General features: G+C 70.6%; 21 protein-coding genes. 13 read left to right on the top strand and 8 right to left on the bottom strand.

Translation table 11 applies throughout. The features are described from left to right. Window positions 1–50: 50 nt before the first annotated feature. Window positions 51–1,847 (bottom strand): AMP-dependent synthetase/ligase, encoded by a 1,797-nt coding sequence (locus AB0C75_RS04575; RefSeq protein ID WP_362887014.1) that lies wholly within the window; start codon window positions 1,845–1,847, stop codon window positions 51–53. 309 nt (window positions 1,848–2,156) lie between these two features. Between AB0C75_RS04575 and AB0C75_RS04580 the strand changes: the two genes are divergently transcribed. The 6 genes from AB0C75_RS04580 to AB0C75_RS04605 all read left to right on the top strand — a co-directional run bounded on the left by AB0C75_RS04580 (window position 2,157) and on the right by AB0C75_RS04605 (window position 7,120). Then, window positions 2,157–2,936, top strand: coding sequence for a metallophosphoesterase (locus AB0C75_RS04580; protein ID WP_362887016.1), 780 nt, complete (start codon window positions 2,157–2,159; stop codon window positions 2,934–2,936). A 73-nt stretch (window positions 2,937–3,009) separates the two neighbouring features. Continuing rightward, entirely contained in the window at window positions 3,010–3,459 is a 450-nt protein-coding gene (locus AB0C75_RS04585) for an SRPBCC family protein (RefSeq protein WP_358977582.1), read from the top strand. Window positions 3,460–3,463: 4 nt separating this feature from the next. Further along, window positions 3,464–4,645, top strand: a complete 1,182-nt coding sequence (locus AB0C75_RS04590) for an ArsA-related P-loop ATPase (RefSeq protein WP_362887017.1) — start codon at window positions 3,464–3,466, stop codon at window positions 4,643–4,645. Window positions 4,646–4,725: 80 nt separating this feature from the next. Further along, entirely contained in the window at window positions 4,726–5,205 is a 480-nt protein-coding gene (locus tag AB0C75_RS04595) for a DUF5304 domain-containing protein (protein ID WP_362887019.1), read from the top strand. A 120-nt stretch (window positions 5,206–5,325) separates the two neighbouring features. Next, window positions 5,326–6,267 (top strand): ROK family glucokinase, encoded by a 942-nt coding sequence (locus AB0C75_RS04600; protein ID WP_362887021.1) that lies wholly within the window; start codon window positions 5,326–5,328, stop codon window positions 6,265–6,267. 91 nt (window positions 6,268–6,358) lie between these two features. Further along, window positions 6,359–7,120, top strand: a complete 762-nt coding sequence (locus AB0C75_RS04605; RefSeq protein WP_362887023.1) for an endonuclease/exonuclease/phosphatase family protein — start codon at window positions 6,359–6,361, stop codon at window positions 7,118–7,120. A 6-nt stretch (window positions 7,121–7,126) separates the two neighbouring features. On the opposite strand, the gene AB0C75_RS04610 is transcribed toward AB0C75_RS04605, so the two are convergent. After that, entirely contained in the window at window positions 7,127–7,798 is a 672-nt protein-coding gene (locus AB0C75_RS04610; RefSeq protein WP_362887025.1) for a hypothetical protein, read from the bottom strand. Beyond that, complete coding sequence (locus AB0C75_RS04615; protein ID WP_362887027.1) at window positions 7,791–8,570, bottom strand: alpha/beta fold hydrolase; 780 nt, start codon at window positions 8,568–8,570, stop codon at window positions 7,791–7,793. Before AB0C75_RS04615 ends, AB0C75_RS04610 begins: the two co-directional genes overlap by 8 nt. Before the next feature lie 153 nt (window positions 8,571–8,723). Here AB0C75_RS04615 and AB0C75_RS04620 point away from each other — a divergent pair, with 153 nt between their 5' ends. From AB0C75_RS04620 to AB0C75_RS04635, 4 genes are all read left to right on the top strand, one after another. Next, a complete protein-coding gene (locus AB0C75_RS04620) occupies window positions 8,724–9,443 on the top strand; it encodes a lysophospholipid acyltransferase family protein (RefSeq protein WP_362887029.1) in 720 nt (239 codons plus the stop codon). Between the two features lie 67 nt (window positions 9,444–9,510). Beyond that, on the top strand, window positions 9,511–10,734 hold the full coding sequence (locus AB0C75_RS04625) for a DUF5931 domain-containing protein (protein WP_362887031.1): 1,224 nt from the start codon (window positions 9,511–9,513) through the stop codon (window positions 10,732–10,734). After that, window positions 10,731–11,432, top strand: coding sequence for a response regulator transcription factor (locus AB0C75_RS04630; protein ID WP_362887033.1), 702 nt, complete (start codon window positions 10,731–10,733; stop codon window positions 11,430–11,432). Before AB0C75_RS04625 ends, AB0C75_RS04630 begins: the two co-directional genes overlap by 4 nt. Window positions 11,433–11,545: 113 nt before the next feature. Further along, window positions 11,546–12,550 carry a 2-hydroxyacid dehydrogenase gene (locus tag AB0C75_RS04635; protein WP_362887035.1) on the top strand — a complete coding sequence of 335 codons (1,005 nt, stop codon included), beginning with the start codon at window positions 11,546–11,548 and terminating at the stop codon, window positions 12,548–12,550. Between the two features lie 22 nt (window positions 12,551–12,572). On the opposite strand, the gene AB0C75_RS04640 is transcribed toward AB0C75_RS04635, so the two are convergent. Together AB0C75_RS04640 and AB0C75_RS04645 are read right to left on the bottom strand one after the other, a co-directional pair. Further along, window positions 12,573–14,480, bottom strand: a complete 1,908-nt coding sequence (locus tag AB0C75_RS04640; protein WP_362887037.1) for an anthranilate synthase family protein — start codon at window positions 14,478–14,480, stop codon at window positions 12,573–12,575. Window positions 14,481–14,576: 96 nt separating this feature from the next. Then, on the bottom strand, window positions 14,577–14,633 hold the full coding sequence (locus AB0C75_RS04645; protein ID WP_079159714.1) for a trp operon leader peptide: 57 nt from the start codon (window positions 14,631–14,633) through the stop codon (window positions 14,577–14,579). Window positions 14,634–14,737: 104 nt separating this feature from the next. Here AB0C75_RS04645 and AB0C75_RS04650 point away from each other — a divergent pair, with 104 nt between their 5' ends. Together AB0C75_RS04650 and AB0C75_RS04655 are read left to right on the top strand one after the other, a co-directional pair. After that, window positions 14,738–16,084, top strand: coding sequence for a class II 3-deoxy-7-phosphoheptulonate synthase (locus AB0C75_RS04650; RefSeq protein ID WP_362887039.1), 1,347 nt, complete (start codon window positions 14,738–14,740; stop codon window positions 16,082–16,084). A 164-nt stretch (window positions 16,085–16,248) separates the two neighbouring features. Further along, a complete protein-coding gene (locus AB0C75_RS04655; RefSeq protein WP_362887041.1) occupies window positions 16,249–16,518 on the top strand; it encodes a (2Fe-2S)-binding protein in 270 nt (89 codons plus the stop codon). 3 nt (window positions 16,519–16,521) lie between these two features. On the opposite strand, the gene bfr is transcribed toward AB0C75_RS04655, so the two are convergent. Then, window positions 16,522–17,001: a bacterioferritin gene (gene bfr, locus AB0C75_RS04660; RefSeq protein ID WP_362887043.1), complete on the bottom strand. Its 480-nt coding sequence runs from the start codon at window positions 16,999–17,001 to the stop codon at window positions 16,522–16,524. Between the two features lie 156 nt (window positions 17,002–17,157). Here bfr and AB0C75_RS04665 point away from each other — a divergent pair, with 156 nt between their 5' ends. Then, a complete protein-coding gene (locus tag AB0C75_RS04665) occupies window positions 17,158–17,790 on the top strand; it encodes a sulfite oxidase-like oxidoreductase (RefSeq protein ID WP_362887045.1) in 633 nt (210 codons plus the stop codon). A gap of 18 nt (window positions 17,791–17,808) precedes the next feature. Here AB0C75_RS04665 and AB0C75_RS04670 read toward each other — a convergent pair whose 3' ends face one another. Together AB0C75_RS04670 and pknB are read right to left on the bottom strand one after the other, a co-directional pair. Continuing rightward, complete coding sequence (locus AB0C75_RS04670; protein ID WP_362887047.1) at window positions 17,809–18,672, bottom strand: deoxyribonuclease IV; 864 nt, start codon at window positions 18,670–18,672, stop codon at window positions 17,809–17,811. A 22-nt stretch (window positions 18,673–18,694) separates the two neighbouring features. Then, window positions 18,695–20,617, bottom strand: coding sequence for a Stk1 family PASTA domain-containing Ser/Thr kinase (gene pknB / locus AB0C75_RS04675; RefSeq protein ID WP_362887049.1), 1,923 nt, complete (start codon window positions 20,615–20,617; stop codon window positions 18,695–18,697). Window positions 20,618–20,697 lie beyond the last annotated feature (80 nt).

The following is a 20,697-nucleotide window of genomic DNA, read 5'->3' on the forward strand; positions in this document are numbered from 1 at the left end:
CCCCGCACCGGTGTGTCACGGTGCGGGGCCCTCGTACGGGGTGTCCGGATTCAGCCGCGGTAGATCGACTCGACCTCTTCCGCGAAGTCCTTCGCCACGACGTTGCGCTTGAGCTTCAGCGACGGTGTGATGTGGCCCGCCTCCTCGGTGAACTGCGCTCCCAGGACCCGGAACTTGCGCACCGACTCCGCCTTGGACACCGCGGCGTTGCCGTCGTCCACCGCACGCTGCACCTCGGCCAGCAGCTCGGGGTCCTCGCGCAGCGAGAGGGCCGTCGACCCGGCCGGCTTGCCGTGTTCCTCGGCCCAGCGGGACAGGAACTCCTCGTCCAGGGTGAGCAGCGCGCCGACGAACGGCCGTCCGTCGCCGACCACCATGCACTCGGCGACCAGCGCGTGTGCGCGGATCCGGTCCTCGATCACCGCCGGGGCGACGTTCTTGCCGCCCGCCGTGACGATGATCTCCTTCTTACGGCCCGTGATCGCGAGATAGCCGTCCTCGTCGAGGGTGCCGATGTCACCGGTGTGGAACCAGCCGTCGGCCAGCGCCTCGGCCGTCGCCGTCTCGTTCCTCCAGTACCCGGTGAACAGGTGCTCGCCGTGCAGCAGTACCTCGCCGTCGTCGGCGATCCGCACCACCGAGCCCGGCAGCGGCTGCCCGACCGTACCGATCTTCTGCCGGTCCCACGGGTTGAACGCCGTGGCGGCGCAGGATTCGGTGAGGCCGTAGCCCTCCAGCACCGTGAAGCCGATGCCCCGGAAGAAGTGGCCGAGCCGCTCGCCCAGCGGGGCGCCGCCGGAGATCGCGTACTCGCCGCGGCCGCCGAGCACCGCCCGCAGCTTGCTGAACACCAGCTTGTCGAAGACCTTGTGCTTGACCTTCAGGCCCACCGAGGGGCCTTCGGGGGCGCCCAGCGCGCGGCTGTACGCGATCGCCGTGTCGGCTGCCCGGTCGAAGATCTTGCCCTTGCCGTCGGCCTGGGCCTTGGCCCGCGCCGAGTTGTAGACCTTCTCGAACACCCGCGGCACACCGAGGATCAGCGTCGGCCGGAACGAGGCGAGCTCATCGGTGAGGTTCTTGATGTCCGGCACGCAGCCGAGCTTGATCGGGGCCATCACCGACGCGACCTCGACCAGCCGGCCGAAGACGTGCGCGGTGGGAAGGAAGAGCAGGACCGAGCACTCGCCGGTACGGAAGAGGGGCTTGAGCCGCTCCACGATGTTGCCGCACTCCGCGAAGAAGCTGCGGTGCGTCAGCACACAGCCCTTGGGGCGGCCGGTGGTGCCCGAGGTGTAGACGATCGTCGCCGGGTCGTCGGCCTTCGCGCTGACCATGCGCAGGTCCAGCGTCTCGTCGGAGACGCCCGCGCCCGTGGCGACGAGCTCGTCGACGGCGCCCCGGTCGATCTCCCACACATGGTCGAGGCCGGGGAGCCGGTCCCGCACGGCGGAGACGGACTCCGCGTGGACGTCGCTCTCCACGACGACCGCGACCGCGCCCGAGTCACCGAGGATCCACTGGACCTGTTCGGGGGAGCTGGTCTCGTACACCGGCACGGTGACGGCGCCCGCGCTCCAGACGGCGAAGTCCAGCAGGACCCACTCGAAGCGGGTGCGCGACATGAGCGCGACGCGGTCACCGGGCTGGATGCCCGAGGCGATCAGCCCTTTGGCGGTGGCTCTGACCTCGGCGAGGAAGCGGGTCGCCGTGACATCCGTCCAGACGCCGGCCACCTTCCGGCTCATCACCGCGACATCGGGATGCTGAGCGGCGTTGCGGCGGATGAGATCCGTCAGGTTGCCGTCCGCGGGGACCTCGTACAGGGCCGGAAGGCTGAACTCGCGCAAGACTGCTGCTCCTCATCGGGCTCCGGTTCACGGCTCTGTGCGACGCACCGGATCGGTCCAAGACTGGCAGATGCTCAGTGGGGTGAGCACGACTGGACTGGCGGGACGTTACCCACCGGTACTCGGTTCCGGAAAGGGGGTTCCGGCCAGATGTCTCATGCGTCACACCTCTTGGTGGTCCTTCGGCGCACATTAGTCCACCCGTGTCCTGATCCGGAAGTAATCGCAGGTCCGGCGGCCTCTACCCAGAGCAGCCGACGGAGACCTAGGGTGACCTCCATGGGCGCCGGTACACCGCACGATCAGCACATGATTCCCACTCGACGCACACGCGTGCACGTGGTCAGTGACGTCCACGGCAACGCGGAGGCACTGGCGCGCGCCGGGGACGGTGCCGACGCCCTGATCTGCCTGGGTGACCTCGTGCTCTTCCTCGACTACGCCGACCATTCGCGCGGCATCTTCCCCGACCTTTTCGGCGTCGCCAACGCCGATCGCATCGTCGAGCTGCGCACCGCTCGCCGTTTCGACGAGGCGCGTGCCTTCGGCCGTGAACTGTGGGCCGGTGTCGACCGCAACGCGGCGATCCTGTCCGCCGTGCGCAAGCAGTACGCCCAGATGTTCGCGGCGATGCCCACCCCGACCTACGCCACCTACGGCAACGTCGACGTGCCCACGCTCTGGCCCGAGTACGCCCATTCCGGTACCACCGTGCTGGACGGTGAGCGTGTGGAGATCGGAGGCCGGGTCTTCGGGTTCGTCGGGGGCGGCCTCAGGACCCCCATGAACACCCCGTACGAGATCAGCGACGAGGAGTACGCCGCCAAGGTCGAGGCACTCGGTCCGGTGGACGTCCTGTGCTCGCACATCCCGCCGGAGGTCCCGGAGCTGACGTACGACACCGTGGCCAGGCGCTTCGAACGCGGCAGCCGCGCCCTCCTGGACGCCATCCACCGCACCCGCCCCCGCTATGCGATTTTCGGTCATGTTCACCAGCCGTTGGTGCGCCGGATGCGGGTGGGCGTCACCGAGTGCGTCAACGTGGGCCACTTCGCCGCGACCGGGCGGCCCTGGGCCCTGGAGTGGTGACAGCACGCGATAGCCTGCAGACGGCAGGCTTCTGCCGAACGCGACCGGTACACCGCACTGGAGGGCCACGGCGATGGCTGAACACACCAGCTCGAGCATCACGATCGAGGCGGCACCGGCCGACGTCATGGGAGTGATCGCCGACTTCGCCCGCTATCCGGAATGGACCGGCGAGGTGAAGGAGGCCGAGATCCTGGCCACCGACGACCAGGGCCGCGCCGAGCAGGTCCGCCTGGTCCTGGACGCCGGAGCGATCAAGGACGACCACGTCCTCGCCTACACCTGGAACAGCCCGTACGAGGTCGACTGGACCCTGGTCAAGTCCCAGATGCTGCGCGCCCTCGACGGCAGCTACGCACTGGCACCCCTGGGCGACGGCGACCGCACCGAGGTCACCTACCGACTCGCCGTCGACGTCAAGATCCCGCTCCTCGGCATGATCAAGCGCAAGGCCGAGAAGGTCATCATCGACCGGGCACTCGCCGGGCTGAAGAAGCGCGTCGAGTCCGTCCCGAAGGCCTGAGCACGTGCGTACGGTCCTCGTCACCGGCCCCGGCGGCGCAGGCCGTACCACCGTCGCCGCGGCGACCGCGCTCGCCTCGGCGCGCGGCGGACGCCGCACCCTGCTGATCACCACCGACGCCGTGCCCGCCCTCCCGGCGGGGCCCGAGCCCGCCGAGGCAGCCGAGCGGCTGTCCTGCGTCCGCGTCGACTCCGCCGCACACTTCCGGGCCGAGCTGCTCGGCCTCCAGGGCCGGGCGTCCGGGGTGCTCGACCTGCTCGGCGCCAACCGGCTCGACGCCGAGGAGCTCACCGAGCTGCCGGGCAGCGCCCAGCTCGCCCTTCTGCACACCCTGCACAGGGTGGCCGCGGGCGACCGGTCGAAGGACGGCTACGAGGTCGTCGTCGTCGACCTGCCTCCGCTCACCGACGCCCTGGCCCTGCTCGCCCTCCCGGGGCAGCTGCGCCGCTATCTGCGCCGGCTCCTGCCCCAGGAGCGCCAGGCGGCCCGCGCCCTGCGCCCGGTGCTCGCCCAGCTCGCCGGTGTGCCCATGCCCGCCCAGTGGCTGTACGAGGCCGCAGCCCGCAAGGACACCGAACTCGCCGCCGTCGAGGCGCTGATCGAGGACGAGGCGACCACCGTGCGACTGGTCGCCGAGCCGGGGCGGGCCGCAGCTGAGGCGCTGAGCTCCGCCCGTACCGGACTCGCCCTGCACGGACTGCGCGTGGACTCCGTCGTGGCCTCCCGGGTCCTGCCCCGCCACGCGGGCGACCCCTGGTTCGCCGATCTCGCCGCCCGGCAGGAGAAGTGCCTGGACCACTGGCATCAGGAATGGGCGCAGGACGCCTCCGTACGCGAGAGCGCCCACCTCGGCCGCGAGCCGCGCACGGTGGAGGACCTGGCCCTGCTCGCCGAGACCTGCGCACCCGATGACCGCACGCCGGGACACGCCGGGGACCCCTGGTGGACCGAGGACGCGGGCGACGGCGTCATAGCCTGGTGCCTGCCGCTGCCCGGGGCGGTCAAGGAGGAGCTCCAGCTCGTCCGGCGCGGCGACGAACTCTTCCTCACCGCAGGACCGTTCCACCGGATCGTCCGCCTGGAGTCCGCACTGCGCCGCTGCACCGTCTCGGGAGCCGCGCTCACCGACGGTGTCCTGCGTGTCCGGTTCACACCTGACCCCGCGCTCTGGCCCCGGACACCATGAACCGCGTACCACCGTTCGGGTAACGTCGGTAGTACGTGGCCCGCACGGTCACGCAGACAACCGCGCCGCAGGAGCCCGCCATGAGTGAAGCCACCGATCGTCCCGTCGACGACGACGCGTGGGCGGAGGCCTGCGCCGAGGACCTCGAAGCGGAGAAGGCCCGCCGCCGGGCCGAGTACGGCCCGCAGCCGGGCTCCGCGGCCGAGGAGCTGCGCAAACTGATCGACGCCGTGGCCGACAAGGTCTCCACGCTGCAGTCGCCGCTGCTCGGCATGGCCGCCCAGGGCACCGTCCAGCAGGTGATCCGGCAGGCCAGGTCCGCCGTCGAGCCGGTCATCGAGCGCAACCCGGACCTCTTCGACCATCTCGCCGCCGCGGGAAACGAACTCCTGGCCGCCTACCGCTCCGCGGTCGAGGGCCAGGAAGGACGCTGGACCAAGGGCACCGAGGGTGCCGGCGGCACCGGAAGCGCCCCGGGCACCGGGAAGACGGCGGCCGACGACACCTCGGACCCGCGTGACGAGGGCACCGGCGGCAGCGAGCACATCGACCTGGACTGACAAGCTGTCGTCCTGTCCCGGCCGGAGCAGGACAACAGCTTCTGCCCCTGGGCAGGAAATGCCCGTCCCCGGCTCGGGTACGGTTGGCCGTAGCGGGGCTCGACCGAAACTGAGGGATTCATGGGACTCACCATCGGCGTCGATATCGGCGGCACGAAGATCGCGGCTGGAGTGGTCGACGAAGAGGGCCGGATCCTCTCGACGTTCAAGGTATCGACCCCGCCGACTGCCGAAGGCATCGTGGACGCGATCAGCGCCGCTGTGGGCGGGGCGAGCGAGGGACACGACGTCGAGGCCGTAGGCATCGGCGCGGCCGGATACGTCGACGACAAGCGTGCCACCGTGCTGTTCGCCCCGAACATCGACTGGCGCCACGAGCCGCTCAAGGACAAGGTCGAACAGCGCGTCGGCCTGCCCGTGGTCGTCGAGAACGACGCCAACGCCGCGGCCTGGGGCGAATATCGCTTCGGAGCAGGCCAAGGCCACGACGACGTCATCTGCATCACGCTCGGCACCGGCCTGGGCGGCGGCATCATCATCGGCAACAAGCTGCGCCGGGGACGCTTCGGTGTGGCAGCGGAATTCGGTCATATCCGGGTCGTCCCGGACGGGCTGCTCTGCGGTTGCGGCAGCCAGGGCTGCTGGGAGCAGTACGCCTCAGGGCGTGCGCTCGTGCGGTACGCACAGCAGCGCGCCAACGCCACCCCGGAGAACGCCCCGATCCTGCTGGGACTCGGCGACGGCTCCGTGGAGGGCATCGAGGGCAAGCACATCAGCGAGGCCGCCCGGCAGGGCTGCCCGGTGGCGATCGACTCCTTCCGTGAGCTGGCCCGCTGGGCCGGAGCAGGACTGGCCGACCTCGCCTCGCTGTTCGACCCTTCGGCCTTCATCGTCGGCGGTGGTGTGTCGGACGAGGGCGAGCTGGTCCTCGACCCGATCCGCAAGTCGTTCAGGCGCTGGCTGATCGGCGGAGAGTGGCGCCCGCACGCGCAGGTCCTCGCGGCCCAACTGGGCGGCAAGGCGGGCCTGGTGGGCGCGGCGGACCTGGCACGCCAGGGCTGATCCGGCACGCCGGGCCGAAGGCCGGGCGCAGCACGTCCGACGCCCGTCGCGCCCTTCGGGGTGCGGCGGGCGTCCGTCGTATCGTGCTTCCATGGTCATGTCGCCGATGCCGCTTCCCGACTCCCGTACCGAGCCCGACGGTTCGGCCGTCATCAGGGTGCTCAGCTACAACGTCCGCTCGCTGCGCGACGACACCGAGGCGCTGGCCCGCGTCATCCGCGCCTGCGCACCCGACCTGGTGTGCGTCCAGGAGGCCCCGCGCTTCTTCCGCTGGCGCAAGGCGGCGGCCCGGCTCGCGGCCAGGACCGACCTGGTGGTCCTCAGCGGCGGGGCGACCGCGGCCGGGCCCCTGCTGCTCTGCTCCCTGCGCGCCACCGTGGAGCGCACCGAGGACGTCCTGCTGCCGCTCACCCCCGGGCAGCACCGGCGGGGGCTGGCCACCGCGGTCGTACGGATCGCCGGGACCCGGATCGGCGTCCTGAGCTGCCACCTCGGCCTCCAGCGGGAGGAACGGCAGACGCAGGCGGAGCTGTTGCTCGAACACGTCGACGCGATGGGGGTCCCGCACACCGTCGTGGCAGGCGACCTCAACGACGTACCGCGGGGGAGCGCCTTCCGCCGGCTGGCGGGGCGGCTCCAGGACTGCCGGACCGTGCGGCCGTGGGGCGGTGAGCTCACCTTCCCGCCGGACGCGCCGCGCAAGCGGATCGACGCGGTGTTCGCGACCCGGGGCATCGAGGTGCTCGGCTGCGGCGTCCCCGATGAGCTGCCCGGTGTCAGCGGCGGCGACCTGCGGGCGGCCACGGACCACCTGCCCGTGCTCGCCGCCCTCAGGGTGCCCGCGGGGCGCTGAGCCGGATCAGACGACCGCGCCGCGCCCCGGGTCGTCGTCCTCCTCGTCGTCGGGAGGCATGCGCGCCACCAGGGTGACGAACCCGCCGAGGAAACCGCCGATGGAGAGCGTGGTGAGCCACCACGTCATCTCCCACTGCATCAGCACCGCGATCAGCATCAGCACCGGGCCGCCGACGACCGCGAGCCAGGCGAACTTGGCCGTCACATCGGCCTCGGGAAGCGGCGGCGGCTCCGGCGGGACGAAATGCCCCTCCTCGCTGTCGTCCGGATCGTTGATACCGCTGTCCTTTGGCTCCTCCAGGCCGTAGTCGCGGGGTCCCGCGACACCGGGCGCGAAGACGACCGAACCGCCGAGCGGCTTCCTCTCCCGGGGACCGTCCGGTGCCTTCCCGTCCACGCCCTTGTCCGCGTCATCGCCCGCGGCGGACTCCGGAGCGGGATCCAGGACGTTGACCTGGTCGTCCTCCAGCAGGGCCAGATCCTCGATCGACTTGAACGGCTTGGCGCCCGGCGGGTCCGGCGGTTCCTCGCCGTATCCCGCGACGATCGCCTCCCAGGCCGCGGCCTCGTCGATCGGCCCGGCCTCCTCCGTACCCTCGGGGACGGCCGTACCTTCCGTGGGGCGCGGTTCGCGCTCCTCGTCACTGCCCGCGCGCTCCGCGTCATGCTCAGCCACCGGACGTGCTCCCCTTCTTGACAGCGTCGGTTGCGAGGCGATCGATGAACCGGTAGCTCTCGTCGAAGATCCGCCCCGCATCGTGGTCCAACGTCGCGACGTGGTAGCTCTGTTCCAGGAGGATCTCCTCGACATCCCTGGACGAGACCCGGCTGAGGATCCGCGCCGAGTCCGCGGGCGGCACCACATGGTCCTGCGGACTGTGCAGCAGCACGATCGGCTGGGTCACCTGGGGCAGGGCGGCGTCGACCTGCCGGAAGAACGCCCGCAGGGAGTGCGCCGCGTGCAGCGGCACCCGGGCGTAGCCCACCTCCTGGGCGCCCTCAAGGGCGATGTCGCCGGTCAGCCCCTTCGTCGTCCGCACCAGATGACGGGCCACCGGCAGGGCGTACGCCGAGAGGCCGTGCACCTTGTTCGCCGGATTCACCAGCACCAGGCCCGCGATCCCGTCCCCGTGCTTCGCGGCGAGGCGCAGCGCCAGGGCCCCGCCCATGGAGAGGCCGAAGACGAAGACCCGCTCGCACCGCTGCCGCAGCTCGCGCAGCTCGCGGTCCACCTCCGCATACCAGTCCTGCCAGCCCGTGACCGCCATGTCCTCCCAGCGCGTGCCGTGTCCGGGCAGCAGCGGAAGGGACACGGTCAGCCCGCGCTCCGCCAGATAGCCTGCCCAGGGGCGCAGGGACTGCGGTGAGCCCGTGAATCCGTGACAGAGGAGGACACCGACCTCTCCGCCCTCGTGGCGGAACGGCTCGGATCCAGGGAGGACCGGCACCGGGGTCTCCTGTTCATGAAGCGGGACGGGGGCGGGGTGCGGGGGGTGTGCGGCAAGGATTACTTCACCGTACGCGACCGGACCGACACCGACCAGGGCCGTCACCGTCGCACAGGTTAAGGTCTCATCGACGGCACACAGGAGGCATCCGAGTTGATCTACGGCGCAATGAAGTTCTCCATCGGCGGGTCTCTGAAGCTCGCCTTCAGGCCGTGGGTGGAGGGCCTGGAGAACATCCCCGCGCACGGTCCTGCGATCCTCGCGAGCAATCACCTGTCGTTCTCCGACTCCTTCTTCCTGCCGGCCGTGCTCGACCGCAAGGTGACCTTCATCGCCAAGGCGGAGTACTTCACCGCACCCGGGGTGAAGGGCAAGCTCACCGCGGCCTTCTTCAAGGGCGTGGGACAGCTTCCGGTGGACCGCTCGGGCGGCCGGGGCGCCGGGGAGGCCGCCATCAGGGCGGGTATCCAGGTGATCGAGAGCGGCGGGCTCTTCGGCATCTACCCGGAGGGCACCAGATCGCCCGACGGACGGCTCTACCGGGGCAAGCCGGGCGGCCTCGCCCGGGTGGCCCTCGCCACCGGTGCGCCCGTCATCCCCGTGGCGATGATCGACACGGAGAAGATCCAGCCGCCCGGCCAGGTGGTGCCCAAGCTGATGCGGCCCGGGATCAGGATCGGTGAGCCGCTGGACTTCAGCCGCTACCAGGGCATGGACGGCGACCGGTTCATCCTGCGCTCGGTCACCGACGAGGTGATGTACGAGATCATGAAGCTCTCGGGCCAGGAGTACGTGGACATCTACGCCACGGCTGCCAAGCGGCAGATCGCCGAGGCGGCGAAGAAGAAGGAAACCGAACGGCCCGGTACGTAGTGGCCGTGCCCGCCGTCCGGAGCGGGCAGCACGCGAGGGCGAGAGCCGGGGGAGGGGACACGGGGACATGGCCGGGCGCGAACGAGTCGTACGGATGTCGGTCGAGCAGCCGCTGTGGCGGGCGCTGACCGCCTACCGCGTACTGACGCTGGTCTACGCGGCGCTGCTCTCCGGCTTCGGCCACACGAAGTACGAGCGGCCCTGGGTGGCCGTGGCCTTCCTGGCCTGCCTCGCCGCCTGGACACTCGCGACCCTGCCCCGGGTGGCCAACGCGGCCAGCTGCACCAAGCGCTTCCTCGGCCTGGACCTCACCGTGGCCCTGGCCGGGATCCTGCTGACCCCGCTCGCCGACTTCGACGCGCAGAGCATCGACGGCCCGACGCTTCCGTCGATCTGGACCGCGGGTTCCGTCCTCGCCTTCGCCCTCAAGGGCGGCTGGCGCTGGGCGGCCTTCGCCTCCACCCTCGTCGCCGTCGTCAACATCATCGAGCGCGGTGAGCCCAGCGAGGACACCTTCCACAACGTGGTGCTGGTCTGGGTCGCCTCCATCGCCATCGGCTACGTCGTCGAGGTGGCCCGCGCCAGTGAGCGCACCCTCGCCCGTGCCCTGGAGATCGAGGCCGCCACCCGGGAACGCGAGCGGCTCGCCCGCGACATCCACGACAGCGTCCTCCAGGTTCTGGCCATGGTCCAGCGGCGCGGCACGGCCCTGGGCGGCGAGGCCGCGGAGCTCGGCCGGATGGCCGGGGAGCAGGAGGTCGCCCTGCGGACCCTGGTCTCCAGCGGCCTGGTGCCCACGGCCCGGCCCTCACGGGACGGCGCCGACGGCGCCGATGTCCGGGCCGCGGGCGCCGACAGCGACGGTGCGCAGAGCGACGAGGACGACCTGCGCGCGCTGCTCGCCCCGCACGCCGGCTCCCGGGTCAGCTTCGCGGAGCCCGGCGCACCCGTGGTGCTCGCGGCGGACGCGGCGCGCGAGCTCGCCGCCGCGGTGAGCGCCGCACTGGACAACGTCCGGGTCCACGCGGGGCCGGACGCCCGGGCGTGGATCCTGGTCGAGGACGAGCCCGACGAGGTGATCGTCACGGTCAGGGACGACGGGCCCGGCATCCCGGAGGGCAGGCTCGACCAGGCGGAGGGGGAGGGCAGGCTCGGTATCGCCCTCTCGATCCGCGGCCGGCTGCGCGATCTGGGCGGCACAGCAGAACTGATCTCGGTCCCGGGACAGGGCACCGAGGTCGAATTGAAGGTCCCGAAGGTTTCACGGGGGAAGGCAGGAACGACCCGATGAGCACACCGCGTACACCGCAGACACAGGAATCAGGGGAGCGCGCCATCAAGGTGATGGTCGTCGACGACCACCCGATGTGGCGCGACGCCGTGGCCCGCGACCTGGCCGAGTCCGGGTTCGACGTGGTCGCGACCGCGGGCGACGGCCCGGGGGCCGTGCGCCGGGCCAGGGCCGTGGGGCCCGACGTCCTGGTGCTCGATCTGAACCTGCCGGGGATGCCCGGCGTGCAGGTCTGCAAGGAGCTCGTCGGATCTCACCCCGGGCTGCGTGTCCTGGTGCTCTCCGCCAGCGGCGAGCACGCCGATGTCCTGGAGGCCGTGAAGTCGGGCGCCACCGGCTATCTGCTGAAGTCGGCCAGCACCCAGGAGCTGACCGACGCCGTGCGCGCCACCGCGGCCGGCGACCCGGTCTTCACTCCGGGCCTCGCCGGACTGGTACTCGGCGAGTACCGTCGGCTCGCCTCCGACCCGGCCCCCGCGGCCCCGGACCAGCGGGCGGTCCCGCAGCTGACCGACCGTGAGACGGAGGTCCTGCGGCTGGTCGCCAAGGGCCTCTCGTACAAGCAGATCGCCGAGCGCCTGGTCATCTCCCACCGCACCGTGCAGAACCATGTCCAGAACACCCTGGGCAAGCTCCAGCTGCACAACAGGGTGGAGCTCGTCCGCTTCGCCATCGAGGCCGGCCTCGACGACGCCTGAGGGACAACTCGCCCGTGCTGTAGCGGAGGCGGGGGTCTTCTTCGGCTGAGCGGCGCCCCCGGGGTGCGGGCCGTATATTCGCCACAGCTCGTACCCACGACCCGGGAGCTACCGTGGAAATCCTGGCATTCGGCGTGCAGTCCGACGAGAAGCCGCTGATCGAGAAGGCCTTCGCCGGCCTGCACGACGTCCGGTGCCTGGACGTCTTCCTCACCGAGGACACCGCCCCGATCGCCGCGGGCTACGAGATCATCTCCACCAGCGTCAACGCCGACCTCGGCCCCCACGTCCTGCAGACCCTGGCGGCGGGCGGCACGCAGATGATCGCCCAGCGCTCCACCGGCTTCAACAACATCGACCTCGACGTCGCCGAACGGCTCGGCCTGCGCGTCGCCCGGGTCTCCTCCTACTCTCCCTACTCGGTCGCCGAATTCGCCTGGACCCTGGCCATGGCCGTCAACCGCCGCATCGTCCGCGCGGTGAGCCGCACCCGGGACTTCGACTTCCGGCTCGACGGGCTCCTCGGCCGGGACATGCACGGCCGCACGGCAGGTGTGGTCGGCACCGGCAAGATCGGTGAGGCGTTCACCCGGATCGCCCACGGCTTCGGCATGAATCTGCTCGGCTGGGACATCGCCGAGAACCCCGCCTGCACCGAGCTCGGCATGACGTACGTGGACAAGGAGCGCCTCTTCGCCGAGGCCGACCTGATCAGCCTCCATGTGCCGCTGCTGCCGGCCACGCAGCACATCATCGACGGGGAAGCCCTGTCCTTGATGAAGGACGACGCGATCCTGGTCAACTCCAGCCGAGGCGGCCTCATCGACACCCGCGCGCTCGTCACCGAGCTGCGGGCCGGCCGTTTCACCGGTGTGGGGCTCGATGTCTACGAGGCGGAAGCAGGGCTTTTCCACGTCGACAAGTCCATGGAGGGCATCGACGACGACACCCTCGCCCGGCTCGTCACCTTCCCGAACGTCATCGTGACCTCGCACCAGGCGTACTACACCCGTGACGCCGTGGGGCAGATCATCGACGCCACGGTGCGCAACGTCACCGACCACCTGGCGGGCCGCCGCAGCGAGAACGTCCTGGTCCCTGCGGCGCCCACACCGTAGTCCGTGCCCCGCACCGGACGCCTCAGCCGGGCACCGGCAGCGCCGCCAGCAGCCCGGTCACGATCGCGGCGCCGCGCAGCGTCAGCACCGACTCCGGGTGGAACTGCACCGAGGCGAAGCCCCGCCCCCGAAGCGCGTGCAGCTCACCGGAGGCCGTGTCCCGGCTCGCCTCGATGCCGTGCGCGCCCAGCTCGGTGGCCGCCGCCTCGTCGCAGAGCGCGGTGAAGCTGTTGTAGAAGCCGACCGTCTCGGGCCTGCCGAACAGATCGATCCGGGTCTGCGCCCCCTGGTACGGCACGGCCTTCCTCGCGATCTCCAGGCCCAGCTCCGCCGCGATCAGCTCATGGCCGAGGCAGACGCCGAGCAGCCCGTGGCGGTGTTCCCGCACCAGCTCGGCGGCCAGCCCGCGCAGCAGCCGCATCTTCGGATCGGCGGCGTCACCAGGGTCGCCGGGCCCGGGCCCCAGTACCACCGGCCCCTCGTGCGCCCGTACGGCCTCGCGGAGCCCGGGCTCGTCGTAGCGGCGCACCGAGACCGTGAGGCCCGAGGAGCGCAGCAGATGGGCGAGCATCGCGGTGAAGGTGTCCTCGCAGTCCACCACCAGCGTGTGACCGGACAGCTCCTGTGTGCGCTCCTGCATCCGCAGCCAGAAGGGGGCCAGGCCGCCGCGGCGGTCGTCCAGCGCCGCCTGCACCCGCGGATCGGACGCCAGCCGCGGGCGGTCCGCCTCCGCCTCGGGCCGCCCCGGCCGGACACCCAGCGCCGCGAGCACACCGGCAGCCTTCGCGTGGGTCTCGGCGACCTCCCCCGCCGGGTCGGAGTGGCGTACGAGCGTGGCCCCGACCGGCACCCGCAGCCGGCCGGACGCGGAGACGTCGGCGGTGCGGATCAGGATCGGCGAGTCCAGCGTCCGGTCCCCGCCGGGCTCCTGGCGCACCAGTGCCAGCGCGCCGGCGTAGTAGCCGCGGCCCCCCGGCTCGTACCGTTCGATCACACGGCAGGCGTTCTGCACGGGCGAGCCGGTGACCGTCGCCGCGAACATGGTCTCCTTCAGGACGTCGCGCACATCCAGCGAGGAACGCCCGCGCAACTCGTACTCGGTGTGCGCGAGATGGGCCATCTCCTTGAGACGGGGCCCGACCACCACACCGCCCATGTCGCCGACGGTGCACATCATCTTGAGCTCCTCGTCGACCACCATGGAGAGCTCCTCGCTCTCCTTGCGGTCGTCCAGGAAGGCCAGCAGACTCTCGGCGGTCGGCCCCTCGGCGGGGTAGCGGTAGGTCCCGCTGATCGGGTTCATCACGACGGTCCCGCCGGACATCCGCACATGGACCTCGGGGCTCGCGCCGACCAGCGTCCTGTCCCCGGTGTGGACGACGAACGTCCAGTACGCCCCGCGCTCACCCGCCAGCAGTCGCCGGAACAGCGCCAGCGCGTCGGCCCTGCCGAAGCCGGGGATCTCGCCGCCGAAGGTCCGCCGGATCACGAAGTTCGCACCCTCGCCCTGCCCGATCTCGTCCCTGATGACCCGCCGGACGACATCGGCGTACTCCTCGTCGGGGACGTCGAAGGCACCGCCCTCCACCCGCACCTCATGGCCGGGCAGCGCCGCGAGGACCTCGGCCAGCGGCAGCTCGTACGCCTTCTCGGCGACCAGCACGGCCAGCGGGGTGCCGTCGTCCCGCACGTCGAAACCGCGCTCGGCGATCTGCCGGAAGGGCACCAGGGCCAGCGAGGGCAGCTCCCCGACCGGGATCTCGGCGAGCCGGTCGAGCTCCCGCACTTCGCCGGTCAGCACCTCGACGACGTCGTGGTCCCGTCCTGGCGTGCGCCTGCGCAGCAGTGCGAAGGGCGGGGCGTCGTCACGGAGCAGCGCGGACAGCACGTCCACGGCTGGGGCGGCACGGTCGGGCGTGGGGTCTGGCATGGGTGTTCCTTCCTGCTGGAGGAACGGCTCCCTGCCCCGTAACGCGGAGAAGGCCGCCCCTCGGGCGGCCTTCGCGAAGTCTGTACGCGCGATGAATCAGCGGGCCGCCGGATGAGCGGTCCACCACCAGTTCTGGATTGTCTGCGCGAACATGCCACGTACCCTAGCGGAAGCGGGGTACGGATGAGCGCGTGTCTCAATTGCTGAGCGGGCGGACGGACCGCACGCGCCGACCCCGTAGTGTTGTCGAGGTGACCGTGAACGCCAATACCTCCGTCGCCGGTGGCCACACCTGGCGAGACCTTCCCGCGGCGCAGCAGCCCGAGTACCCCGATGCCGAGGCTCTGCGCGATGTACTCGCGGACCTCGAGTCGTATCCTCCGCTCGTCTTCGCGGGCGAGTGCGACCAACTGCGCGCCCGTCTGGGAGCCGTCGCCGAGGGCGAGGCGTTCCTGCTCCAGGGCGGCGACTGCGCCGAAGCCTTCGACGCCGTGTCCGCCGAGCACATCAGGGCCAAGCTGAAGACGCTGCTCCAGATGAGCGCCGTTCTGACGTACGCGGCCTCGGTGCCGGTCGTCAAGATCGGCCGCATCGCGGGGCAGTACTCCAAGCCGCGCTCCAAGCCGACCGAGACCCGTGACGGCGTGACCCTGCCGACCTACCGCGGCGACTCCGTCAACGGCTTCGAATTCACCGAAGCGGCCCGCATCCCGGACCCCGAGCGGCTGAAGCGGATGTACCACGCGTCCGCTTCCACCCTGAACCTGGTGCGTGCCTTCACCACCGGCGGCTACGCCGACCTGCGCCAGGTGCACGCCTGGAACCAGGACTTCGTGAAGTCCTCGCCGTCCGGGCAGCGTTACGAGGCCCTGGCCCGCGAGATCGACAACGCGCTGAACTTCATGAAGGCGTGCGGCACGGACCCGGCCGAATTCAAGGCCGTCGAGTTCTACGCCTCGCACGAGGCGCTGCTGCTGGACTACGAGTCGTCGCTGACCCGCACCGACTCGCGCACCGGCCGGCTGTACGACACCTCGGCCCACATGGTCTGGATCGGTGAGCGCACCCGCCAGATGGACGGCGCGCACATCGAGTTCGCCTCGAAGATCCGCAACCCCATCGGCATCAAGCTCGGCCCGACGACCACCGTCGACGACGCCCTCGGCTACATCGACCGCCTCGACCCCGAGCGCGAGCCGGGCCGGCTGACCTTCGTCGTCCGCATGGGCGCCGACAAGGTGCGCGACAAGCTCCCCGAGCTGGTCGAGAAGGTCACCGCCTCCGGTGCCAAGGTGGTGTGGGTGACCGACCCGATGCACGGAAACACCTTCGAGGCGGCCTCGGGCCACAAGACGCGCCGCTTCGACGACGTCCTGGACGAGGTCAAGGGCTTCTTCGAGGTGCACAAGGAGCTCGGGACGCACCCCGGCGGCATCCACGTCGAGCTCACGGGTGACGATGTCACCGAGTGCGTCGGCGGCGGCCACGAGATCTTCGTGGACGATCTGCACCAGCGCTACGAGACGGCCTGCGACCCGCGCCTCAACCGCAGCCAGTCCCTCGACCTGGCCTTCCTGGTCGCCGAGATGTACCGCGACCAGTAGGACCGCACCCGTGAGGTGAAGCCTGTGGGGCATGGATCGATGTGATTCGTGCCCCACAGGCGTACCCGGGGCTTTACGTGCGCGCGCTCGTAGGTAAGGTTAGGTTAGCCTCACCGAATAGATCGGGACGGCGCAGCGACCGAACCCGTCGGGAGGTGAACCGCGTGTACGTCTGCTCCTGCTTCGGCATCACGGAGGACCAGGTCAAGCAGCATGCGGACGGCGGAGCGTGCACGCCTCGCCAGATCGCCTCCGCCTGCAAGGCCGGCACCGACTGCGGCGGCTGCGTCCGTCGGATCCAGGCGCTGCTGGGCCGCGGCAGCTGCCCCCGCCGTGAGCTCGTCGAAGGACGCACGGCGCCGGAGGGCGCCACGGCAGGAGTTCCCGTCGCTCTCGGCGGCACGCCGGACGTCAGGCTTTCCGACGCCGCCTGAGGATCAGCTGTCCGGCTGCTCGATCACCTGGGCGATGTAGAGCGGCTCACCGAGCTTCTCGACCAGATCCAGCTGGGTGTCGAGATAGTCGATGTGATGCTCCTCGTCCTCCAGGATGGACTCGAAGATGTTCGCCGAAGTGATGTCGCTCTTGCCGCGCATCACCTCGATGCCGCGCCTGAGGCGGTCGATCGCCTCCACCTCGATCTGACGGTCGGCCTGGAACATCTCGGTGACCGTCTGGCCGACCCGCACGTGGAAGAGCCGCTGATAGTTGGGCAGCCCGTCCAGGAACAGGATCCGGTCGGTGAGGATCTCCGCGTGCTTCATCTCGTCGAACGATTCTGCCCTGGTGTACTTGGCGAGCTTCGTCCAGCCGAAGTTGTCCTGCATCTTCGCGTGCAGGAAGTACTGATTGATGGCAGTCAATTCGGCGGTCAGCTGTTCGTTCAGGAACTCGATGACCTCGGGGTCGCCCTGCATCGCAGAGGCTCCTTCCAACCGGTGAACCAGGCATGTTTGCGCGCATCCTCGCATCGCGCCGTCACGGCCGTCCAGTAAGTGCATGCTTAGTATGAGTTGCCCGAATCGGCTCTCCCCTGGTCATCACCACCCCTGCCTGTCTGTCACCATGGAGGTATGGGTCAGCCGGATAGCCGGGTAAGCGGCACAGCAGGGCAAGCCGGGCTTCCGCCGGGACAACGGCTGCAGCGCGGCTGGCCGGTCACCCATTACGGTCCTGTTCCCAAGTTCAAACCGGACCGCTGGGAGTTCCGGGTCTTCGGGGCCACGGCCGACGGCGACAAGCACTGCTGGAATCATCAGGAATTCACGGAGCTTCCCTTCTCGTCCGTCGTCGCCGATCTCCACTGCGTGACGAAATTCAGCATGCTCGGAGCCGAATGGGGCGGAATCCTGGCCCGCGATGTGGTGGAACTCGCGCCGCCCGCGCCCCAAGTCACCCATGTCATGGTCTGGGCCGAATACGGATTCAGCTCGAATCTGCGTATCGCCGACTTCATCTCGGACCGAACGCTGTTCGCCACCCATAAGGACGGTGAACTGCTCACGGCCGAACACGGATTTCCGCTGCGCCTCGTCGTACCCGGCCTGTATGCCTGGAAGGGGCCCAAATGGGTCCGGGGCATCGAATACATGCAGGCCGACCGCCGTGGCTTCTGGGAAGAGCGCGGATACCACAACATCGGTGACCCGTGGAGCGAGCAGCGCTACTCCTACCAGGAGGAGCCCGGGGACGGCCCCGAGCTCTGAGCCCCCGCGGTCCTCAGCTCACCCGGCGACGGAGCCCCGGAGCTCCTTCAGCCGCGCCACGTCCGCGGCGTGGCCTTCCTTGCCCCCGGGCGTCTCGATGATCAGCGGCACGCCTTCGGTCGCCGGGTGCGAGAACAGCTCACGGAACGGCCCGGCACCGATATGGCCGGCGCCGATGTTCTCGTGCCGGTCCTTGTGGGCGCCCACCACGTCCTTGGAGTCATTGGCGTGGATCAGCTTCAGCCGGCCTTCGCCGACCGTGTCCACCAGGAGATCCAGGGTCTGCCGCATGCCGGCGGGGCCGGTCAGGTCGTGGCCCGCCGCGTAGATGTGGCAGGTGTCCAGACAGACCCCCAGCCTGGGGTGCGAGTCCAGCGCCTCGAAATACGGACCGAAGTCCCAGGTGCGCGAACAGAGCGAGAAGCCCTGTCCTGCGGTCGACTCCAGCAGCAGGAAGGGGTCGTCGTCCCGCGTCAGCTCGTCCAGCAGCGGAAGCATGTGCGTACGCACCTGGGCGAGTGCCACCTCGCGCGGGCGTCCGCCGGTCGCCGAGCCGGTGTGCACCACCACCCCCAGGGCGCCGATCTCCCGCGCACGGCGCAGCGAGTGGCGCAGGGACAGGACCGACCGCTCGACGGTGGCCTCGGTGTGCGAACCGAAGTTGATCAGATACGGGGCGTGGACGTACGCGGGCACCGACCTGGCCGCGCACTCCGAGCGGAACAGCTCGTCCTGCGCCGGGTTCCCGGGCGGTGTCGCCCAGCCGCGAGGGTTGGCGACGAAGACCTGCACGGTCTCCGCCGCCAGCTCCTGGGCGTAGCCGAGGCCGGTCTTGGCGAGTCCGCCGGCCACGGGAACGTGGCCACCGATGGGGTTGCGCATGTGCTGCCGGTCCTCGGGGTCGCTACAGGGTCTTGGTCTTGATCGTGATCGTGGAGCCTTCGGCGGCCTTCTCGCCGCCCTCCACCGACTGGCTCTTGACCGTGTCGCTGAAGGAGAGGAGCGGGCGGTCGACCTTGACCTCGAACCCGGCGTCCTCCAGTGTGTCGCGGGCCTCGTCGACGTCCTTGCCCGTGACATCGGGGACCTGGAGCATGCGCGGGCCCTTGGAGACCGTCAGCTCCACGGTCTCACCCTCGGCGGCCTCCGCGCCGTCCCCGGGCGACTGCCGGGCGATCTCGCCCGCAGCCTCGGGGGAGTTGACCCGGTCGGGCAGCACCTTCGCCTTCAGACCCTCCTCGTCCAGAGCGGCCGTGGCGTCCTCGACGGAGAGACCGGTGACATCGGGCACGTCGACGGGGCTGCCCTTGCTGACGACCAGGGCGACCGCCGAGTCGGGGTGACGCTCGGTGCCTGCCTGCGGATCCGTACGGATCACCTTGCCCCGGTCGATCTCCTCGCTGAACTCCCGGGTCTCCATTCCGGGCGCGAGGCCCGTCTTCGTCAGCTCACGCCTGGCGTCGGCGAGGGCGAGCCCCTCGACATCGGGAACCTTCACGATCTCGGGGCCGCGCGAGATCACCAGCTTCACCGAGGCGTTGCCGCGGACCCGCTCACCGGAACCGGGATCGCTGCTGATCACCGTGCCCCGCTTCACCGTGTCGCTGTAGGCGCGCTCGACACCCTTCAGATCGAGGCCCTCGCCCGCGAGCCGCTTCTCCGCCGCGCTCCGGGTCTGGCCCAGGAGGGACGGGACCCGGGTGAACTGGCCCGAGTTGATGTACCAGACGCCCGCGCCGGTCCCCAGCACCAGCAGGACGGCGACGACCACGGCGAGCATCCCGCGCCGGCCGCGGACCGCGAACGGCCCGAGCCGTCCGCGCCCGGGCCGCAGGGGGGAGGACGGGGGCATCTCGAGACGGCTGGTGTGGTGCGCGGTGCCCTGGCCTGCCGGGATCACCCGGGGGATCACGCTCGTACGGTCCTCGGCCGCGTCGTGCTCGTCCGAGACGGCCTGCGGAGGCATCGCGGCGAGCTGCTCATCGGTGAGCGCCGCCCGTATCTCACGGGACCGGGCCAGCAGGGCCACGGCGTCGGACGGACGGCCGTCGGGGGTGCGCGCCGTCGCGGCGGCGACCAGCTCGTCAAGACCGGTGGCCAGGCCGGGAACGGCACGGGAAGGCGCCGGGACGTCCTCGTTCAGATGCTGGTAGATGACCTGGGCGGCGGTGTCCCCGCTGTGGGGCTTGCCGCCGGTCAGCATCTCGTAGAGCACGACACCGCAGGCGTACACATCGGACCTGGTGTCGGCCGTGCCCTGCTCGATCTGCTCCGGAGCGAGATACGAGACCGTGCCGAGCAGCGAGCCGGTGGTGTCCGTGGAGGTGCCCACCGCCCGCACGAGCCCGAAGTCGGCGACCTTCACCCGGCCGTCGTCCCCGATCAGGACGTTCTCCGGCTTCATGTCGCGGTGGACGAAGCCCGCGCGGTGCGCGGCGCCGAGAGCCGCCAGCACCGGTTCGAGGATGTCCAGCGCGGCCCGGGGCTGCAGCGCCCCGCGCTCGCGCAGAACATCGCGCAGGGTGCACCCGGCGACGTACTCCATCGCCAGGTAGACGTACGCACCCTGGGCGCCCTGGTCGAAGACGGCCACCACATTGGGGTGGGCGAGCCGGGCGACGGACTTGGCCTCGCGGATGAAGCGCTCGACGAACGCCGCGTCGGTCGCCAGCGCCGGGTGCATCACCTTGAGGGCGAGCACCCGGTCGAGCCGGGTGTCCATGGCCCGGTAGACCGTGGCCATGCCACCGACGGCGATGCGTGCGTCGATGCGGTAGCGGCCGTCGAGCAGCTGCCCGACAAGGGGGTCCTGGAGGGTCGTGTCCACAGTGCGAGTCTACGAGCTGCCACGGACACCACGGGATGGGCCAGGTGTTCCGGACGGATCCGGTGCCGAGCCGTGACAGG

The sequence above is a fragment of the Streptomyces sp. NPDC048565 genome, assembly GCF_040650935.1.
GTDB lineage: Bacteria > Actinomycetota > Actinomycetes > Streptomycetales > Streptomycetaceae > Streptomyces.